At 34.3% G+C, this 15,940-nt stretch carries 22 protein-coding genes; all 22 read left to right on the top strand.

The features are described from left to right. The first annotated feature begins 16 nt into the window (after nt 1-16). Nucleotides 17-3,544 (top strand): DNA-directed RNA polymerase subunit beta', encoded by a 3,528-nt coding sequence (gene rpoC, locus ABF633_RS11290; protein ID WP_415523818.1) that lies wholly within the window; start codon nt 17-19, stop codon nt 3,542-3,544. A gap of 103 nt (nt 3,545-3,647) precedes the next feature. After that, entirely contained in the window at nt 3,648-3,887 is a 240-nt protein-coding gene (locus ABF633_RS11285; RefSeq protein ID WP_015617498.1) for a ribosomal L7Ae/L30e/S12e/Gadd45 family protein, read from the top strand. Nucleotides 3,888-3,946: 59 nt separating this feature from the next. After that, nucleotides 3,947-4,324, top strand: a complete 378-nt coding sequence (gene rpsL / locus ABF633_RS11280; protein ID WP_415523817.1) for a 30S ribosomal protein S12 — start codon at nt 3,947-3,949, stop codon at nt 4,322-4,324. A gap of 199 nt (nt 4,325-4,523) precedes the next feature. Further along, nucleotides 4,524-4,994: a 30S ribosomal protein S7 gene (rpsG, locus tag ABF633_RS11275; RefSeq protein ID WP_015617496.1), complete on the top strand. Its 471-nt coding sequence runs from the start codon at nt 4,524-4,526 to the stop codon at nt 4,992-4,994. A gap of 82 nt (nt 4,995-5,076) precedes the next feature. Further along, nucleotides 5,077-7,140, top strand: a complete 2,064-nt coding sequence (gene fusA, locus ABF633_RS11270; RefSeq protein ID WP_415523816.1) for an elongation factor G — start codon at nt 5,077-5,079, stop codon at nt 7,138-7,140. A 25-nt stretch (nt 7,141-7,165) separates the two neighbouring features. Continuing rightward, entirely contained in the window at nt 7,166-8,359 is a 1,194-nt protein-coding gene (tuf, locus tag ABF633_RS11265; protein ID WP_415523815.1) for an elongation factor Tu, read from the top strand. A gap of 474 nt (nt 8,360-8,833) precedes the next feature. Further along, entirely contained in the window at nt 8,834-9,142 is a 309-nt protein-coding gene (gene rpsJ, locus ABF633_RS11260; protein ID WP_015617493.1) for a 30S ribosomal protein S10, read from the top strand. 69 nt (nt 9,143-9,211) lie between these two features. Further along, on the top strand, nt 9,212-9,841 hold the full coding sequence (rplC, locus tag ABF633_RS11255; RefSeq protein ID WP_015617492.1) for a 50S ribosomal protein L3: 630 nt from the start codon (nt 9,212-9,214) through the stop codon (nt 9,839-9,841). 24 nt (nt 9,842-9,865) lie between these two features. Then, nucleotides 9,866-10,486 (top strand): 50S ribosomal protein L4, encoded by a 621-nt coding sequence (rplD, locus tag ABF633_RS11250; RefSeq protein ID WP_415523814.1) that lies wholly within the window; start codon nt 9,866-9,868, stop codon nt 10,484-10,486. Further along, nucleotides 10,486-10,782, top strand: a complete 297-nt coding sequence (gene rplW / locus ABF633_RS11245; protein WP_415523813.1) for a 50S ribosomal protein L23 — start codon at nt 10,486-10,488, stop codon at nt 10,780-10,782. Before rplD ends, rplW begins: the two co-directional genes overlap by 1 nt. 60 nt (nt 10,783-10,842) lie before the next feature. After that, nucleotides 10,843-11,676, top strand: coding sequence for a 50S ribosomal protein L2 (gene rplB, locus ABF633_RS11240; RefSeq protein ID WP_415523812.1), 834 nt, complete (start codon nt 10,843-10,845; stop codon nt 11,674-11,676). A gap of 62 nt (nt 11,677-11,738) precedes the next feature. Then, nucleotides 11,739-12,023: a 30S ribosomal protein S19 gene (rpsS, locus tag ABF633_RS11235; protein WP_415523811.1), complete on the top strand. Its 285-nt coding sequence runs from the start codon at nt 11,739-11,741 to the stop codon at nt 12,021-12,023. A gap of 23 nt (nt 12,024-12,046) precedes the next feature. After that, nucleotides 12,047-12,382 (top strand): 50S ribosomal protein L22, encoded by a 336-nt coding sequence (gene rplV, locus ABF633_RS11230; protein ID WP_415523810.1) that lies wholly within the window; start codon nt 12,047-12,049, stop codon nt 12,380-12,382. 16 nt (nt 12,383-12,398) lie between these two features. Beyond that, nucleotides 12,399-13,067, top strand: coding sequence for a 30S ribosomal protein S3 (gene rpsC / locus ABF633_RS11225; RefSeq protein WP_415523808.1), 669 nt, complete (start codon nt 12,399-12,401; stop codon nt 13,065-13,067). Between the two features lie 17 nt (nt 13,068-13,084). Beyond that, a complete protein-coding gene (gene rplP / locus ABF633_RS11220; protein WP_415523806.1) occupies nt 13,085-13,528 on the top strand; it encodes a 50S ribosomal protein L16 in 444 nt (147 codons plus the stop codon). Then, on the top strand, nt 13,518-13,721 hold the full coding sequence (gene rpmC / locus ABF633_RS11215) for a 50S ribosomal protein L29 (protein WP_003448001.1): 204 nt from the start codon (nt 13,518-13,520) through the stop codon (nt 13,719-13,721). Before rplP ends, rpmC begins: the two co-directional genes overlap by 11 nt. Nucleotides 13,722-13,741: 20 nt before the next feature. Further along, entirely contained in the window at nt 13,742-13,996 is a 255-nt protein-coding gene (gene rpsQ, locus ABF633_RS11210) for a 30S ribosomal protein S17 (protein WP_015617483.1), read from the top strand. Between the two features lie 28 nt (nt 13,997-14,024). Continuing rightward, complete coding sequence (rplN, locus tag ABF633_RS11205; protein ID WP_015617482.1) at nt 14,025-14,393, top strand: 50S ribosomal protein L14; 369 nt, start codon at nt 14,025-14,027, stop codon at nt 14,391-14,393. Between the two features lie 18 nt (nt 14,394-14,411). Then, nucleotides 14,412-14,735 carry a 50S ribosomal protein L24 gene (gene rplX / locus ABF633_RS11200; RefSeq protein ID WP_415523805.1) on the top strand — a complete coding sequence of 108 codons (324 nt, stop codon included), beginning with the start codon at nt 14,412-14,414 and terminating at the stop codon, nt 14,733-14,735. A gap of 22 nt (nt 14,736-14,757) precedes the next feature. After that, nucleotides 14,758-15,300: a 50S ribosomal protein L5 gene (rplE, locus tag ABF633_RS11195; protein WP_415523804.1), complete on the top strand. Its 543-nt coding sequence runs from the start codon at nt 14,758-14,760 to the stop codon at nt 15,298-15,300. A 15-nt stretch (nt 15,301-15,315) separates the two neighbouring features. Then, nucleotides 15,316-15,501, top strand: coding sequence for a type Z 30S ribosomal protein S14 (locus ABF633_RS11190; RefSeq protein ID WP_003448009.1), 186 nt, complete (start codon nt 15,316-15,318; stop codon nt 15,499-15,501). Nucleotides 15,502-15,530: 29 nt separating this feature from the next. Next, nucleotides 15,531-15,929: a 30S ribosomal protein S8 gene (rpsH, locus tag ABF633_RS11185; protein WP_415523803.1), complete on the top strand. Its 399-nt coding sequence runs from the start codon at nt 15,531-15,533 to the stop codon at nt 15,927-15,929. Nucleotides 15,930-15,940 lie beyond the last annotated feature (11 nt).

Below are 15,940 nucleotides of genomic sequence, written 5' to 3'. Positions count from 1 at the left end.
AAGGGAGGATGTACCCTTGGAATTAAATAATTTTGATGCTTTACAAATAGGATTGGCTTCACCAGAAAAGATAAGAGAATGGTCTAGAGGTGAAGTGAAAAAACCAGAAACAATAAATTATAGAACTTTGAAACCTGAAAAGGATGGATTATTCTGTGAAAGAATATTTGGACCTATGAAGGATTGGGAATGTCATTGTGGTAAATATAAAAGAGTTAGATATAAAGGTATAGTATGTGATAGATGCGGCGTAGAAGTAACTAAAGCTAAAGTTAGACGTGAAAGAATGGGGCATATAGAACTTGCTGCCCCAGTATCTCATATATGGTATTTTAAAGGAATACCATCTCGTATGGGATTAATATTGGATATGTCTCCTAGAGCTCTAGAAAAAATACTTTATTTTGCATCTTATGTTGTTCTGGATCCAAAAGAAACAGCTTTATTAAAGAAACAGCTTTTGAACGAAAAAGAATATAGAGAAGCTATTGATAAGTATGGTGAAGATAGCTTTGATGCTGGTATGGGAGCTGAATCAATTAAAAGATTACTTGAAGAAATAGAATTAGAGCAACTATCCGTTGAACTAAAAGATGATTTAAAAACAAGTACAGGACAAAAGAGAATAAGAATAATAAGAAGATTAGAAGTTGTGGAATCTTTTAGAAAATCAAGTAACAAACCCGACTGGATGATTATCGATGTAATACCAGTTATTCCTCCAGATTTGAGACCTATGGTTCAACTTGATGGTGGAAGATTTGCTACTTCTGACTTGAATGACCTTTATAGAAGAGTTATCAATAGAAATAATAGACTTAAAAAACTTTTAGATTTGGGAGCACCAGATATAATTGTAAGAAATGAAAAAAGAATGTTACAAGAGGCTGTAGATGCTCTTATTGATAATGGAAGAAGAGGAAGACCGGTAACAGGTCCAGGAAATAGACCTCTAAAGTCTCTTTCGGATATGCTTAAGGGTAAGCAAGGAAGATTTAGACAAAATCTTCTTGGAAAACGTGTTGACTATTCAGGGCGTTCAGTTATAGTTGTTGGACCAGAATTAAAAATGTATCAATGCGGTCTTCCAAAGGAAATGGCATTAGAATTATTTAAACCTTTTGTAATGAAAAAATTGGTTGAAAGTGGAGTTGCTCACAATATAAAAAGTGCAAAGAGAATGGTTGAAAGAGTTCAGCCACAGGTTTGGGATGTACTTGAAGAAGTAATTTCAGATCATCCAGTATTGTTAAATCGTGCACCTACTTTGCATAGACTAGGAATTCAAGCATTCCAGCCAATATTAGTTGAAGGAAGAGCAATAAAATTACATCCACTTGCTTGTACAGCATACAATGCGGATTTTGATGGTGACCAAATGGCCGTCCACGTGCCTTTATCAGTGGAAGCACAAGCAGAAGCAAGATTTTTAATGTTAGCTGCTCATAACATATTAAAGCCATCAGATGGTAAGCCAGTATGTGTTCCGACGCAAGACATGGTATTGGGATCTTATTATTTGACTATTGATAAAGATAACGTTAAGGGTGAAGGAAAGTCATTTTCTTCAGCAGAGGAAGTTATCATGGCATATCAATTAGGAGAAGTTGATGTTCATGCTAAAGTAAAAGTTAAACTTTGTAAAATTATTGAAGGTGAAAAAATATATAGAATAATAGATACTACGCCAGGAAAACTTTTATTTAATGAATCAATACCTCAGGATTTAGGTTTTATTGACAGGAGTATTCCGGAAAATGAGTTTAAACTAGAAGTTGATTTCTTAGTTGGTAAAAAGAACTTAGGTAAGATTATAGATAAATGTTATTTAAGGCATGGTCCAACTGAAACATCTATTATGCTTGATAAGATTAAAGCTAAGGGATATCACTATTCATCTATAGGAGCTATAACAGTTTCTACTTCTGATATGACGGTCCCACCAGAAAAGAAGACCTTACTTAATGAAGCACAAATGTCTGTTGATAAGATAGAGAAGCTTTATAGAAGGGGTTATATTTCTGAAAATGAGAGATATGAAAGGGTAATAGATGTTTGGACTAAAACTACTGAAGAAGTTGCAGATGCGCTTATGAATAACTTGGATAGATTTAATCCTATATTTATGATGGCTGATTCAGGAGCTAGAGGTTCTAAGAGTCAGATTAAGCAGCTTGCTGGTATGAGAGGACTTATGGCTAATCCATCTGGTAAAATTTTGGAAATGCCTATCAAGGCATCTTTTAGAGAAGGCCTTGATGTACTTGAGTACTTCATATCAACTCATGGAGCAAGAAAAGGTAATGCAGATACAGCACTTAAGACAGCGGATTCAGGATATCTTACAAGAAGACTTGTAGATGTATCACAGGATGTTATTGTAAGAGTTGATGATTGTGGTACTGAAGAAGGGTTTGAAGTATCTGAAATAAAAGAGGGAAATGAAGTTATAGAGCCTTTAAAAGAAAGACTTACAGGTAGATATAGTGCTGAAGATATTATAAATCCTAAAACAAAAGATATAATTGTTCATAGAGATTCCTATATGGATATTCACCTAGCTGAGAAAGTAGAAAATGCCGGGGTTAAAAAAGTAAAAATAAGATCTGTATTTACATGTGATTGTAAATATGGTGTGTGTGCTAAATGCTATGGCATGGATATGGCTACTGCTCAACAAATAGGTATTGGTGAGGCTGTTGGAATTATAGCGGCCCAGTCAATTGGTGAACCAGGAACACAATTAACCATGAGAACATTCCATACAGGTGGAGTTGCAGGAGCAGATATAACTCAAGGTCTTCCTAGAGTTGAAGAACTTTTTGAAGCAAGAAAGCCAAAAGGTCTTGCAATAGTAAGTGAAGTTTCGGGAACCGTCAGACTTGAAGATACTAAGAAAAAGAGAATAGTATATATTGTCACTGATGGTGGCGAGGAAGTTAGTTATGATATACCTTTTGGATCAAGTCTTAAGGTTCAAAATGGAGATATTATAAATGCTGGAGATGAAATTACAGAGGGTTCTATAAATCCACATGATATATTAAGAATAAAAGGTGTTAATGCTGTTAAAAATTATCTTCTATCAGAAGTTCAAAAAGTTTATAGATTACAGGGTGTTGATATAAATGATAAACATCTTGAAGTTGTAGTAAGACAAATGACTAGAAAAGTTAAAGTTGAAGATTCAGGGGATACGGAATTATTGCCAGGTACAATGATTGATATTTTTGACTTTAATGAAGCTAATGATAGCATAGAAGCTAATGGTGGTGAACCGGCAAAAGGAAGAATTGCTTTACTTGGAATAACAAAAGCAGCTCTTGCAACAGATTCATTCTTATCAGCAGCATCTTTCCAAGAAACTACCAGGGTTCTTACAGATGCAGCAATTAAAGGTAAAATTGATCCGCTAGTAGGTCTTAAGGAAAATGTCATTATTGGTAAACTTATACCAGCTGGTACAGGTCTGGCAAGGTATAAAAATATAAGTATAGAAGATGAAAAACAAGAAGAGAATGAAATTTTAGTAAAAGAAAGTTAACTTAACAAATGATTTGTTGACATGAAAAGTTTAAAATGATAAAATACAATTTGTGTGATTTTAATTAAAATCACACAGTAATTTATCATAAGGAGGGTATTTTATGGTAAACAGACTTAGCGGGAAAAAAGTTGTTGGTATAAAACAAACTATTAAAGCCATAAAAAGTGGAGAAGGTAGAGTTGTTTATATTGCAAAAGATGCTGACAATAAATTAATTAATACTGTTGAGGAGTTATCCATGGAGCATTCCTTAGAGATTGTTTACATTGAAACTATGAAAGAATTAGGGAAGCTTTGCGGAATAGATGTTGGGGCAGCAAGTGCTTTAATTCTGGAGTAAAGTGAGTTGCTATTATCTAAATTAATATATTGATAGTAGATTTTAAAGGAGGTGTAAGTATGCCAACCATTAACCAATTGGTAAGAAAAGGTAGAAAGACAGCTATTGTTAAATCAACTGCGCCAGCATTGAAAGAATGTCCACAAAAAAGAGGAGTATGTACTGTAGTTAAAACAACAACTCCAAAGAAGCCTAACTCAGCTTTGAGAAAAATTGCCAGAGTTAGACTTACTAATGGATATGAAGTTACTGCTTATATACCAGGTGTAGGCCACAATTTGCAAGAACATAGTGTTGTTCTTATAAGAGGTGGAAGAGTTAAGGATTTACCAGGTGTTAGATATCATATTGTCAGAGGTACATTAGATGCCGCTGGTGTTGCCAACAGAATGCAGGCTAGATCGAAATATGGTGCTAAGAAACCAAAACAAAAATAGTTTATTTACTTAGTGCTGTGTCTTCAGCTTTTATATATATTGTAAGATTATTTTAATTTTTCGTTTAAATACTTACTTACCCTCATGGATAGAAATACTATGAGTATATTATAAAATTTTGCAGAAGTACAAAGCACTTTACGACAGAAAATGTCGAGTACCTATGAACTTAAAATTATTTATTAAGGAGGGAAGAAAAGTGCCAAGAAAAGGACATATAGCAAAAAGAGATGTACTACCAGATCCAGTATACAATAGCAAGGTTGTTACTAAGCTTATAAACAATATAATGGAAGATGGTAAAAAGGGAGTAGCACAGAAAGTATGCTACGGTGCTTTTGAAATTATAGCAGCTAAAACAGGGAAAGAGGCTATAGAAGTTTTTGAAGCAGCAATGAATAATATAATGCCATTACTTGAAGTAAAGGCTAGAAGAATAGGTGGAGCAACTTATCAAGTTCCTATAGAAGTTAGACCAGAGAGAAGACAGACTTTAGGAATTAGATGGATGCTTGATGCAGCAAGAAAAAGAGGCGAAAAACACATGAAAGATAAGCTCGCTGGAGAACTTGTGGATGCTTCAAATAATACAGGTGCTGCTGTTAAGAAGAGAGAAGATACTCATAAAATGGCAGAAGCTAATAAAGCGTTTGCACATTATAGATATTAGAATTAATATAGCAAAACTGTTTTGGATATCCAAGGCAGTTTTGTCAAATTTTGTATCGTGATAATCGAGAGGAGGAAAAATAGTGGCTAGAAAATATCCATTAGAAAAGTTCCGTAATATAGGAATAATGGCACATATTGACGCTGGTAAAACAACAACTACAGAACGTATATTGTTTTATACAGGTAGAACACACAAAATTGGTGAAGTTCATGAAGGCGCAGCTACAATGGACTGGATGGTTCAGGAACAAGAAAGAGGTATTACAATAACCTCAGCTGCAACTACATGTTACTGGAAAGAACATGAAATAAATATTATAGACACACCAGGACACGTAGATTTTACAGTTGAAGTTGAAAGATCACTAAGAGTACTTGATGGAACTGTTGCGGTTTATGATGCCAAAGGTGGAGTTGAACCTCAATCAGAAAATGTATGGAGACAGGCAGAAAAATATAAAGTACCAAGAATGGCTTATATTAATAAAATGGATATACTAGGAGCTGATTTCTTTAGATCTGTTAATATGATGAGAGAGAGACTTAAGGCAAATGCAGTTCCAATACAGTTGCCAATAGGTAAAGAGGATCATTTTACAGGAATAATTGATCTTATTAAAAATGAAGCTATAATATATGAAGATGAATTAGGCACTGAAATGGAAGAAACTGCCATACCTGAAGATATGAAGGATTTAGCAGAAGAATACAGAGCTTCAATGATAGAAGCAGTTGCAGAATTAGATGAAGATTTAACAATGAAATATCTTGAGGGTGAAGAGATAACTGAGGAAGAAATAAAGGCTGCAATTAGAAAAGGCGTTATAGAAAATAAATTTGTACCAGTTACTTGTGGTTCCTCTTATAAAAATAAAGGTGTTCAACAAATGTTAGATGCTGTTGTTGATTATATGCCATCACCACTTGATATTCCACCTATAAAAGGAGAAACTCTTGAGGGTGAAGAGGATGTAAGACATACTAGTGATGAAGAACCAATGTCAGCATTAGCATTTAAAATTGCGACAGATCCTTTTGTAGGAAAACTTGCATTTACTAGAGTTTATTCAGGTATAATGAAGAGTGGATCTTATGTGTTAAATTCTACAAAGAATAAAAAAGAAAGAATTGGAAGACTTGTTAAGATGCATTCTAATCATAGAGAAGAAGTTGAAGAATTAGAAGCTGGGGATTTAGGAGCTATTGTTGGTCTTAAGTTTACAACTACAGGTGATACATTATGTGATGAAGCTAAGCCAATAATATTGGAAAACATGGTATTCCCGGAAACAGTTATTGATGTAGCTATAGAGCCAAAGACAAAGGCTGGTCAGGAAAAGATGGGTATTGCTTTAGCAAAACTTGCAGAAGAAGATCCAACATTTAAAACTCATACAGATCAGGAAACTGGTCAAACAATTATATCTGGTATGGGTGAGTTACATCTTGAAATTATAGTTGATAGACTTACAAGAGAATTTAAGGTTGAATGTAATGTAGGTAAACCTCAAGTTGCGTATAAGGAAACTATTAGAAAAGCAGTTAGAGCAGAAGGTAAATTTGTTAGACAGTCTGGTGGTCGTGGACAATACGGTCATTGTTGGATTGAGATAGAACCAACTGAAGAAGAATATACTTTCGAAAATGCTGTAGTTGGTGGAGCAATTCCTAAAGAATATATACAACCAATTGATGATGGTATTAGAGAAGCATCTGAAAGTGGTATTTTAGCTGGCTATAAAACTATAAACTTTAAAGTTAAGGTAGTCGATGGTTCTTACCATGATGTTGACTCAAATGAAATGGCATTTAAAATAGCTGGATCTATGGCATTTAAAAATGCAATGGCAAAGGCTGATCCTGTAATACTTGAACCTATGATGAAAGTTGAAGTAGTGGTTCCAGAAGAGTATATGGGAGATGTAATGGGAGATGTTAATGGAAGAAGAGGAAGAATTGAGGGAATGGAAGCCCAAGCCGGTGCTCAAGTTATAAGAGCCTTTGTCCCATTATCAGAGATGTTTGGTTACGCTACTGTTCTTAGATCAAGGACACAAGGTAGAGGAACTTATAGTATGGTATTTGATCACTATGAAGAAGTACCTAAAAGTATTCAAGAACAAATAATTGGAGAAAGAAAATAATTGTTTTTTTAAGGAGGAATAAAAAATGGCAAAAGCAAAATTTGAGAGAAATAAACCACATGTAAACATAGGAACAATAGGACACGTAGATCATGGTAAGACAACATTAACAGCAGCAATAACAACAGTATTGGCACAGACAGGTGGAGCAACAGCAACAAACTATGCAGAAATAGATAAAGCACCAGAAGAGAAAGAAAGAGGAATAACAATCAACACAGCACACGTAGAATATGAGACAGCAAATAGACATTATGCACACGTTGATTGTCCAGGACATGCAGATTATGTAAAGAACATGATAACAGGAGCAGCACAAATGGATGGAGCAATCCTAGTAGTAAGTGCAGCAGATGGTCCAATGCCACAGACAAGAGAGCATATACTACTAGCAAGCAGAGTTGGAGTTCAGCACATAGTAGTATTCTTAAACAAAGCAGATATGGTAGATGATCCAGAGTTAATAGAATTAGTAGAAATGGAAGTAAGAGAACTGTTAAGTGAATATGGATTTCCAGGAGATGATACTCCAATAGTAGTAGGAAGTGCATTGAAAGCATTAGAGAATCCAACAGATGCAGAAGCAACAAAGCCAATATTAGACTTAATGGAAGCAGTAGACAGCTATATACCAACACCAGAGAGAGCAACAGATAAAACATTCTTGATGCCAATAGAAGATGTATTCACAATAACAGGAAGAGGAACAGTTGCAACAGGAAGAGTAGAAAGCGGAATTCTACATGTAGGAGACGAAGTAGAAATCGTAGGATTAAAAGAAGAGATAGGAAAGACAGTAGTAACTGGAGTAGAAATGTTCAGAAAATTACTAGATGAAGCAATGGCTGGAGATAATATCGGAGCATTACTAAGAGGAATTCAGAGAACAGACATAGAAAGAGGTCAGGTATTAGCAAAACCAGGTTCAGTAACACCACACAATAAATTTGTTGGTCAGGTATATGTATTAAAGAAAGAAGAAGGCGGAAGACATACACCATTCTTTGATGGATACAGACCACAATTTTATTTCAGAACAACAGACGTAACAGGATTAATAAAATTACCAGAAGGAATGGAAATGGTAATGCCAGGAGACCATATAGATATGACAGTTGAATTAATAAGCCCAGTAGCAATGACTGATAATTTAAGATTTGCTATAAGAGAAGGCGGAAGAACAGTTGGTTCTGGTGTCGTTACTTCTATTGTTAAATAGTCTGATTTGATTTTCTGTATGTAATTATGAATTGAAATTTTGTTATAAGAGATGTATAAATAAAGCTTTATTTAAAAAGGAGAAGAGGACGCTCTTCTCCTTTTGTTTTGTGTAGAATAATGATCTAAAAATAATATATGCTAACAACATAATATGACAATTTTGAAAAATGTTTTAATGCATAGCTGAAGGGAATAAGAATTGAAGTTTAAAATTAAAAAACGCTTGCTAAAACATAAAATTAGTTGTATAATATAAGAGTTGTTATGTGAAAACAGCGATGAGGTAAGAGGTAGCCGCACTTACGGGGAATTCTTACTGAGCATGTCGCGGTCTTGAACCGGGCGACGGGTAGTCTATAAATTATTTTATGTTGTGTGTTTGTATATTAATATGCAACACGTGGAGCAGTTTATAGAACGTCCGCTGTTGTACGTAAGAAGATGAGCGTGCGATGAAAAGGAGGGAAATAAAATGGCAAAACAAAAAATAAGAATTAGGTTAAAAGCTTTTGATCATACAATACTTGATCAATCAGCCGAAAAAATAGTTGAAACTGCTAAATCAACAGGAGCAAAGGTAGCAGGTCCAGTACCACTGCCAACAGAAAAAGATGTTGTTACAATATTGAGAGCACCACATAAATACAAAGATTCAAGAGAACAATTTGAAATCAGAACACACAAAAGACTTATAGATATATTGAGTCCATCACCAAAAACTGTGGATGCTCTAATGAGGTTAGATTTGCCAGCAGGTGTTGATATTGAAATAAAATTATAAAATTTATAAATTAGTTTTGACCGTTATGATCGCAATGCGATCCAATGATGTGTCGAGGAGGTGCTAGATATGAAAAAAGCTATACTAGGTAAAAAACTTGGTATGACTCAAATATTTAATGAAGCAGGTAAAATAGTTCCTGTAACTGTTATAGAAGCAGGTCCTTGCGTTGTTTTGCAGAAAAAGACAACGGAAAATGATGGATATGAAGCAATACAGGTTGGTTTTTATGATACAAGAGAAAAATTAATCAATAAACCACTAAAAGGACACTTTGATAAAGCTGGTGTATCTGTAAAGAAATTCATAAAAGAATTTAGATTAGAAGATATAAGTGCTTACGAATTAGGCACTGAGATAAAAGTTGATACTTTTGCAGCTGGAGAAAAGGTGGATGTATCAGGAGTTTCTAAAGGTAAGGGATTCCAAGGTACAATAAGAAGATGGAATGGCCATAGAGGACCAATGAGCCATGGATCAAAATTTCATAGAGCAGTAGGTTCTATGGGAGCTTCATCAGATCCATCAAGAACTTTTAAAAATAAAAAAATGCCAGGACATATGGGCCATGTTAATACAACAGTATTAAATTTAGAGGTGGCAAAGGTAATTCCAGAGAAGAACGTAATATTAATTAAAGGTGGAGTACCTGGTCCAAATAAGGGTTTCATTGTAATAAGAAACTCTGTTAAAGCCTAATTTTATTGGAAAGGAGGATACAGAATGCCTACAGTAGGATTGTTTAATAAAGAAGGAAAAAAAGTTGGAGACATTGAATTGTCAACTGAAGTTTTTGGGGCAGAAGTAAATGCTGATGCATTACATCAGGTTGTAGTTGCATTACTAGCGAATAAAAGACAAGGAAATCAAAGTGCTAAAACTAGATCAGAGGTTTCCGGAGGTGGAATTAAACCTTGGAGACAAAAAGGAACTGGTAGAGCAAGACAAGGATCAATCAGATCTCCACAGTGGATACATGGTGGTGTGGTTTTTGCACCAAAACCAAGAAGCTACAGAATGTCGGTTCCAAAATCAATGAAACGAGTAGCTATGAAATCTGCACTAAGCAGTAAAGTGGCAGAAAATGAAATCATTGTATTAGAGGAATTAAATTTTGAAGCTCCAAAGACAAAAGAAGTAGTAAAAATGTTGAATGCATTTAATTCAAAAAAAGCTTTGATCGTTGTAGCTGATTCAAATGAAAATGTTTATAAATCAGTTAGAAACATTGAAGGTACTACAGTAATTCCAGCTAATAACTTAAATGTTTATGATATTTTAAAATATGATAATTTTATAATAACTAAGGATGCTGTGTCAAAAATTGAGGAGGTGTATGCATAATGAATTTAACTAGCCATGATATTATAAGAAAACCAATAATAACTGAAAAAAGTATGGCTGAAATGTCAGATAAAAAATACACCTTTGTTGTTGATGTGCACGCAAACAAGAGCCAAATTAAAAAAGCTGTAGAAGAAGTCTTCGGAGTTAAAGTAGAAGATGTAAAGACAGCTAATATATTGGGAAAAACAAAAAGAGTTGGAGTTCACGTTGGTAAGAGAGCTGATTATAAAAAAGCTGTTGTAAAGCTTACAAGTGAAAGCAAGTCAATTGAATTCTTTGAAGGAATGAAATAGTTAATAAGAGCTAGTATTGGCTGATGGCCAGATAAGCGAAAAAAGGAGGAGAAAAAGAAAATGGCAGTTAAAGGATTTAACCCTACTTCCCCCTCAAGAAGAGAAATGACAGTATGTACATTTGAAGAAATAACAACAAATGTACCTGAAAAATCACTTCTTGTAGAAAAGAAAAGAAAAGGCGGAAGAAATGCTCAAGGTAAAATAACTGTTCGCCATATAGGTGGAGGAGCTAAGCAAAAATACAGATTGATTGATTTCAAAAGAAATAAGGATAATATACCAGCAAAAGTAGCAACAATAGAATATGATCCTAATAGATCTGCATTTATTGCTCTTATTTCTTATGTTGATGGTGAGAAGAGATACATAATTGCTCCAGTTGGATTAAAAGTTGGAGATGTAGTTGTATCAGGCGAAGAATCAGACATAAAAATAGGTAATTCATTACCACTTAAAAATATACCAGTAGGTACTATAGTCCATAATGTTGAATTATCAGTAGGAAAAGGTGCTCAATTAGTTAGATCAGCTGGTGCTAGTGCTCAGCTTATGGCTAAAGAGGGAGAATATGCAACATTAAGACTTCCAAGTGGTGAGATGAGATATGTAAGAATAGAATGTAAAGCTACTATTGGAACAGTGTCAAACTTAACACATGAAATCGTAAATATAGGTAAGGCTGGAAGAAAAAGACATATGGGTATTAGACCAACAGTTAGAGGTTCCGTAATGAACCCTAATGACCATCCACATGGTGGTGGTGAAGGTAAGTCACCAGTAGGACACCCAGGACCTCTTACTCCATGGGGTAAACCAGCACTTGGTTATAAAACAAGAAAAAATAAGAAATATTCAGATAGACTTATTGTCAAGGGTAGAAAAACTAAGTAGTCAGAAGAGAATAAAATTCTCTTCTGACTGCCAATTAAGTTATGTGAAGGGAGGCCAACAAGGTGAGTAGATCAGTAAAAAAAGGACCTTTTGTGCAAGAAGCGCTTTTAAAAAGAATTAATGAAATGAATAAAAGTGGTGAAAAGAAAGTAATAAAGACTTGGTCAAGAAGTTCAACAATTTTTCCACAAATGGTAGGTCACACTATAGCTGTTCATGATGGTAGAAAACATGTTCCGGTATATGTAAGTGAAGATATGGTTGGACACAAATTGGGAGAATTTGTACTAACAAGAACTTTTAAAGGACACGGAGATAACACTGAAAAGTCATCAGGACTTAGATAGCTTTAGGAAGGAGGTAATCATTAATGGAAGCTAGATCAATAGCCAAATATGTAAGAATGTCTTCAATGAAAATAGGCATTGTTCTTGATTTAATAAGGGATAAAAATGTAAATGAGGCTTTCGCTATATTACAATACACTCCAAAGGATGCAGCGGATGTTGTAAGTAAGGTTTTAAAATCAGCGGTTGCAAATGCAGAAAACAATTTAAATCTAGATGTAAACAGACTATATGTTGCTGATGCATTTACTGGTCAAGGTCCTACATTAAAAAGATTTAGACCACATGCACAAGGTAGAGCATTCAAAATTAAAAAAAGAACTAGTCATATTACTCTAGTTGTAAAAGAAAGAGCATAAAAAGGAGGGGAACAGTTTGGGACAAAAAGTTAATCCGCATGGACTAAGAGTTGGTGTAATAAAGGATTGGAATGCTAAATGGTATGCTGATAGTAAGAATTTTGCAGATTATTTAGTTGAAGATAACAAAATCAGAGAATTTGTTAATAAGAAGCTTCATAATGCAGGAATTTCAAAAATTGAAATTGAAAGAGCTGCAAAGAGGATAAAACTAAATATATATACTGCTAAACCAGGGATGGTTATAGGAAAAGGCGGCCAAGGTATTGAAGCTTTAAAAAAGGAGACTAAAGATTTAGTTTCTGATAAAAATATTTTAATCAATATTGTTGAGGTCAAAAATGCAGATAGTGATGCACAGCTTATGGCTGAAAATATAGCATCACAATTAGAAAGAAGAATTTCTTTTAGAAGAGCTATGAAGCAAACTATCCAAAGAGCTATGAGATTTGGAGTAAAAGGTGTTAAAACTTCATGCTCAGGAAGACTTGCTGGAGCTGAAATAGCAAGAACAGAGCAGTATCATGAGGGAACAATTCCACTTCAGACTTTAAGAGCTGATATAGATTATGGTTTTGCAGAAGCAGATACTACATACGGAAAAATAGGCGTAAAAGTATGGGTATATAGAGGTGAAGTTCTTCCTACAAAGAAAATTGAGAAAAAGGAAGAAGCAAACGCATAAGGAAGGAGGAATACGATATGTTAATGCCTAAAAGAGTTAAACGTCGTAAAGTACAGCGTGGCAGAATGAAAGGTAAAGCAACAAGAGGTAATTTTATTGCTTATGGTGACTATGGTTTACAAGCTACAGAATGTGGTTGGATAACAAGTAATCAGATTGAAGCTGCCAGAATAGCTATAAATAGATATGTTAAAAGAGGAGGAAAACTTTGGATAAAGATTTTCCCGGATAAACCAGTTACTGAAAAACCAGCAGAAACTCGTATGGGTTCTGGTAAAGGTTCTCCAGAATATTGGGTTGCAGTAATAAAACCTGGTAGAGTACTATTTGAGATATCAGGGGTAACTGAAGCACAGGCAAGAGAAGCTATGAGGCTTGCTTCACATAAACTTCCTGTAAGTACTAAGTTTGTTACAAGGAAAAACTTTGAGGAAATGGGCGGTGAAATTAATGAAGGCTAAAGAATTAAGAGAAAAAACTCCTCAAGATTTACAGACTCAACTAGTTGATTTAAAAGCAGAATTATTTAGACTTAGGTTTCAATTGGCTACAGGTCAGCTTGAAAACCCTATGAGAATAAGAGAAGTTAAAAAATCTATAGCCCAGATTAAAACCATCCTTAGAGAAGAAGAACTAAGGGCGTTTGAACAGTAAAGCTGAAAGGAGGTTATCCTGTGGAAAGAGGAAATAGAAAGACAAGAATTGGTAAGGTTGTTTCAGATAAAATGGATAAAACTGTTGTAGTTGCTGTAGAAACTAAAGTTCGTCACCCTTTATATGGCAAAACTGTTAACAGAACTACTAAGTTTAAAGCACATGATGAAAATAATGAAGCAAAAGTTGATGATAAAGTATTAATAATGGAAACAAGACCATTATCAAAGGATAAAAGATGGAGAATCGTAGAAATAGTTGAAAAGGCTAAATAGTCTTTTGAATTGAAAGGAGGGTGTTTAGATGATACAACAGCAAACTGTATTAAAAATAGCAGATAATTCTGGCGCAAAAGAGATTATGTGTATAAGAGTACTAGGTGGTTCCAAAAGAAAATGGGGAAACATTGGTGATATAATAGTTGCTAGCGTTAAAAGTGCAACACCAGGCGGTGTTGTTAAAAAAGGTGAAGTTGTTAAAGCAGTAATAGTTAGATCAGTTAAGGGTTTAAGAAGAGCAGACGGTTCATATATCAGATTTGATGAAAATGCGGCTGTAGTGATAAAAGATGATAAACAGCCAAGAGGAACTCGTATCTTCGGACCTGTTGCTAGGGAGTTAAGAGATAAAGAATTTAATAAAATTTTATCATTAGCACCTGAAGTTCTATAGGATAGGAGGTAGCTTTAGATGGCAATAAATAAAATTCATGTTAGAAAAAAAGACACAGTTGTTGTTATTTCAGGTAAAGATAAAGGAAAAACAGGAGAAGTTTTAGTTGCATATCCTAAAAAATCAACTGTATTAGTTAAAGATGTAAATGTTGTTACTAAACATCAAAAACCAAGTAAGGCTAATGTGCAAGGCGGAATTATAAAAAGAGAAGCACCGATTAATAGTTCAAAGGTTATGCTTTACTGTACAAAATGTAATTCAGCTACAAGAATAAGTAATAAAGTGTTAGATGACGGATCAAAGGTAAGAATATGCAAAAAGTGTGGAGAAACATTTTAGATTTTGAAGGGAGGGCTAATGCATGTCTGCAAGACTAAAGGATAAGTACGAAAAAGAAGTTATTCCAGCATTGATGGAAAAGTTCGGATATAAAAATGTGATGGAAATACCTAAATTAGAAAAAATAGTTATCAATATGGGCGTAGGAGAAGCTAAGGAGAATTCAAAAGTTTTAGAATCTGCTACAGCTGATTTACAGCTAATAACTGGTCAAAAACCAATTTTAACTAGAGCTAAAAAATCAATTGCAAACTTTAAGATTAGAGAAAACATGCCAATAGGTTGTAAAGTTACATTGAGAAAACAACAAATGTATGAATTTGCTGATAAGCTTATGAATGTAGCACTACCAAGAGTTAGAGATTTTAGAGGAATTTCAAGCAAAGCATTTGATGGAAGAGGAAATTATGCTTTAGGAATTAAAGAGCAATTGATATTTCCAGAAGTAGAATATGATAAAATAGATAAAGTAAGAGGTATGGATATAATATTTGTTACTACAGCAAAAAGTGACGAGGAAGCAAGAGAATTATTGAGATTCCTTGGTATGCCATTTGCTCAATAATAAGGAGGTAATAACGTGGCACGTAAGGCGATGATCGAAAAGTGGAAAAAAGAACCAAAATTTTCAACTAGAGCTTACACTAGATGTAGAATATGTGGAAGACCCCACGCAGTATTAAAGAAATATGGCATTTGCCGTATATGTTTCAGAGAACTTGCTTACAAAGGTGAAATACCTGGTTGTAAGAAAGCCAGCTGGTAATTGTTATTGAATGAAAGGAGGCATAAACCATGGTTATGACAGACCCAATTGCGGATTTGCTAACTCGTATAAGAAATGCAAACGTAGTTAAACACGAAGTAGTAGAAGTACCTTCTTCAAATATAAAGAAAGCAATAGTAAATATAATGCTTCAAGAAGGATATATAAAAAATATAGAGGAATATAATGACGGTTCAGTTCCAATGTTGAGACTTAGTATGAAATATGGTCAAAACAAAGTAAGGGTTATAACTGGACTTAGAAGAATATCAAAACCTGGTCTTAGAGTTTATTGTAGAAAAGAAGAAACTCCTAAAGTATTAAATGGATTAGGTGTTGCAGTAATATCAACTTCTAAGGGTATAGTTACTGATAAAGAAGCTAGAAAACTAGGATTAGGTGGAGAAGTTATCTGCTATATCTGGTAGTTAGATGAACA

Origin of the sequence: Clostridium sp., assembly GCF_047718555.1 — a bacterium.
GTDB lineage: Bacteria > Bacillota > Clostridia > Clostridiales > Clostridiaceae > Clostridium_I.
Note: the sequence above shows the minus strand (reverse complement) of the source record. Positions and strands in the feature narration are given on the sequence as shown.

Bases quoted from the DNA above. Each gene is read 5' to 3' on its own strand.
- ABF633_RS11285 (WP_015617498.1), top strand. From the start codon at position 3,648: ATGGTAAACAGACTTAGCGGGAAAAAAGTTGTTGGTATAAAACAAACT.
- rpsL (WP_415523817.1), top strand. From the start codon at position 3,947: ATGCCAACCATTAACCAATTGGTAAGAAAAGGTAGAAAGACAGCTATT.
- tuf (WP_415523815.1), top strand. From the start codon at position 7,166: ATGGCAAAAGCAAAATTTGAGAGAAATAAACCACATGTAAACATAGGA.
- rpsJ (WP_015617493.1), top strand. From the start codon at position 8,834: ATGGCAAAACAAAAAATAAGAATTAGGTTAAAAGCTTTTGATCATACA.
- rplC (WP_015617492.1), top strand. From the start codon at position 9,212: ATGAAAAAAGCTATACTAGGTAAAAAACTTGGTATGACTCAAATATTT.
- rplD (WP_415523814.1), top strand. From the start codon at position 9,866: ATGCCTACAGTAGGATTGTTTAATAAAGAAGGAAAAAAAGTTGGAGAC.
- rplW (WP_415523813.1), top strand. From the start codon at position 10,486: ATGAATTTAACTAGCCATGATATTATAAGAAAACCAATAATAACTGAA.
- rplB (WP_415523812.1), top strand. From the start codon at position 10,843: ATGGCAGTTAAAGGATTTAACCCTACTTCCCCCTCAAGAAGAGAAATG.
- rplV (WP_415523810.1), top strand. From the start codon at position 12,047: ATGGAAGCTAGATCAATAGCCAAATATGTAAGAATGTCTTCAATGAAA.
- rplP (WP_415523806.1), top strand. From the start codon at position 13,085: ATGTTAATGCCTAAAAGAGTTAAACGTCGTAAAGTACAGCGTGGCAGA.
- rpmC (WP_003448001.1), top strand. From the start codon at position 13,518: ATGAAGGCTAAAGAATTAAGAGAAAAAACTCCTCAAGATTTACAGACT.
- rplN (WP_015617482.1), top strand. From the start codon at position 14,025: ATGATACAACAGCAAACTGTATTAAAAATAGCAGATAATTCTGGCGCA.
- rplX (WP_415523805.1), top strand. From the start codon at position 14,412: ATGGCAATAAATAAAATTCATGTTAGAAAAAAAGACACAGTTGTTGTT.
- rplE (WP_415523804.1), top strand. From the start codon at position 14,758: ATGTCTGCAAGACTAAAGGATAAGTACGAAAAAGAAGTTATTCCAGCA.
- rpsH (WP_415523803.1), top strand. From the start codon at position 15,531: ATGGTTATGACAGACCCAATTGCGGATTTGCTAACTCGTATAAGAAAT.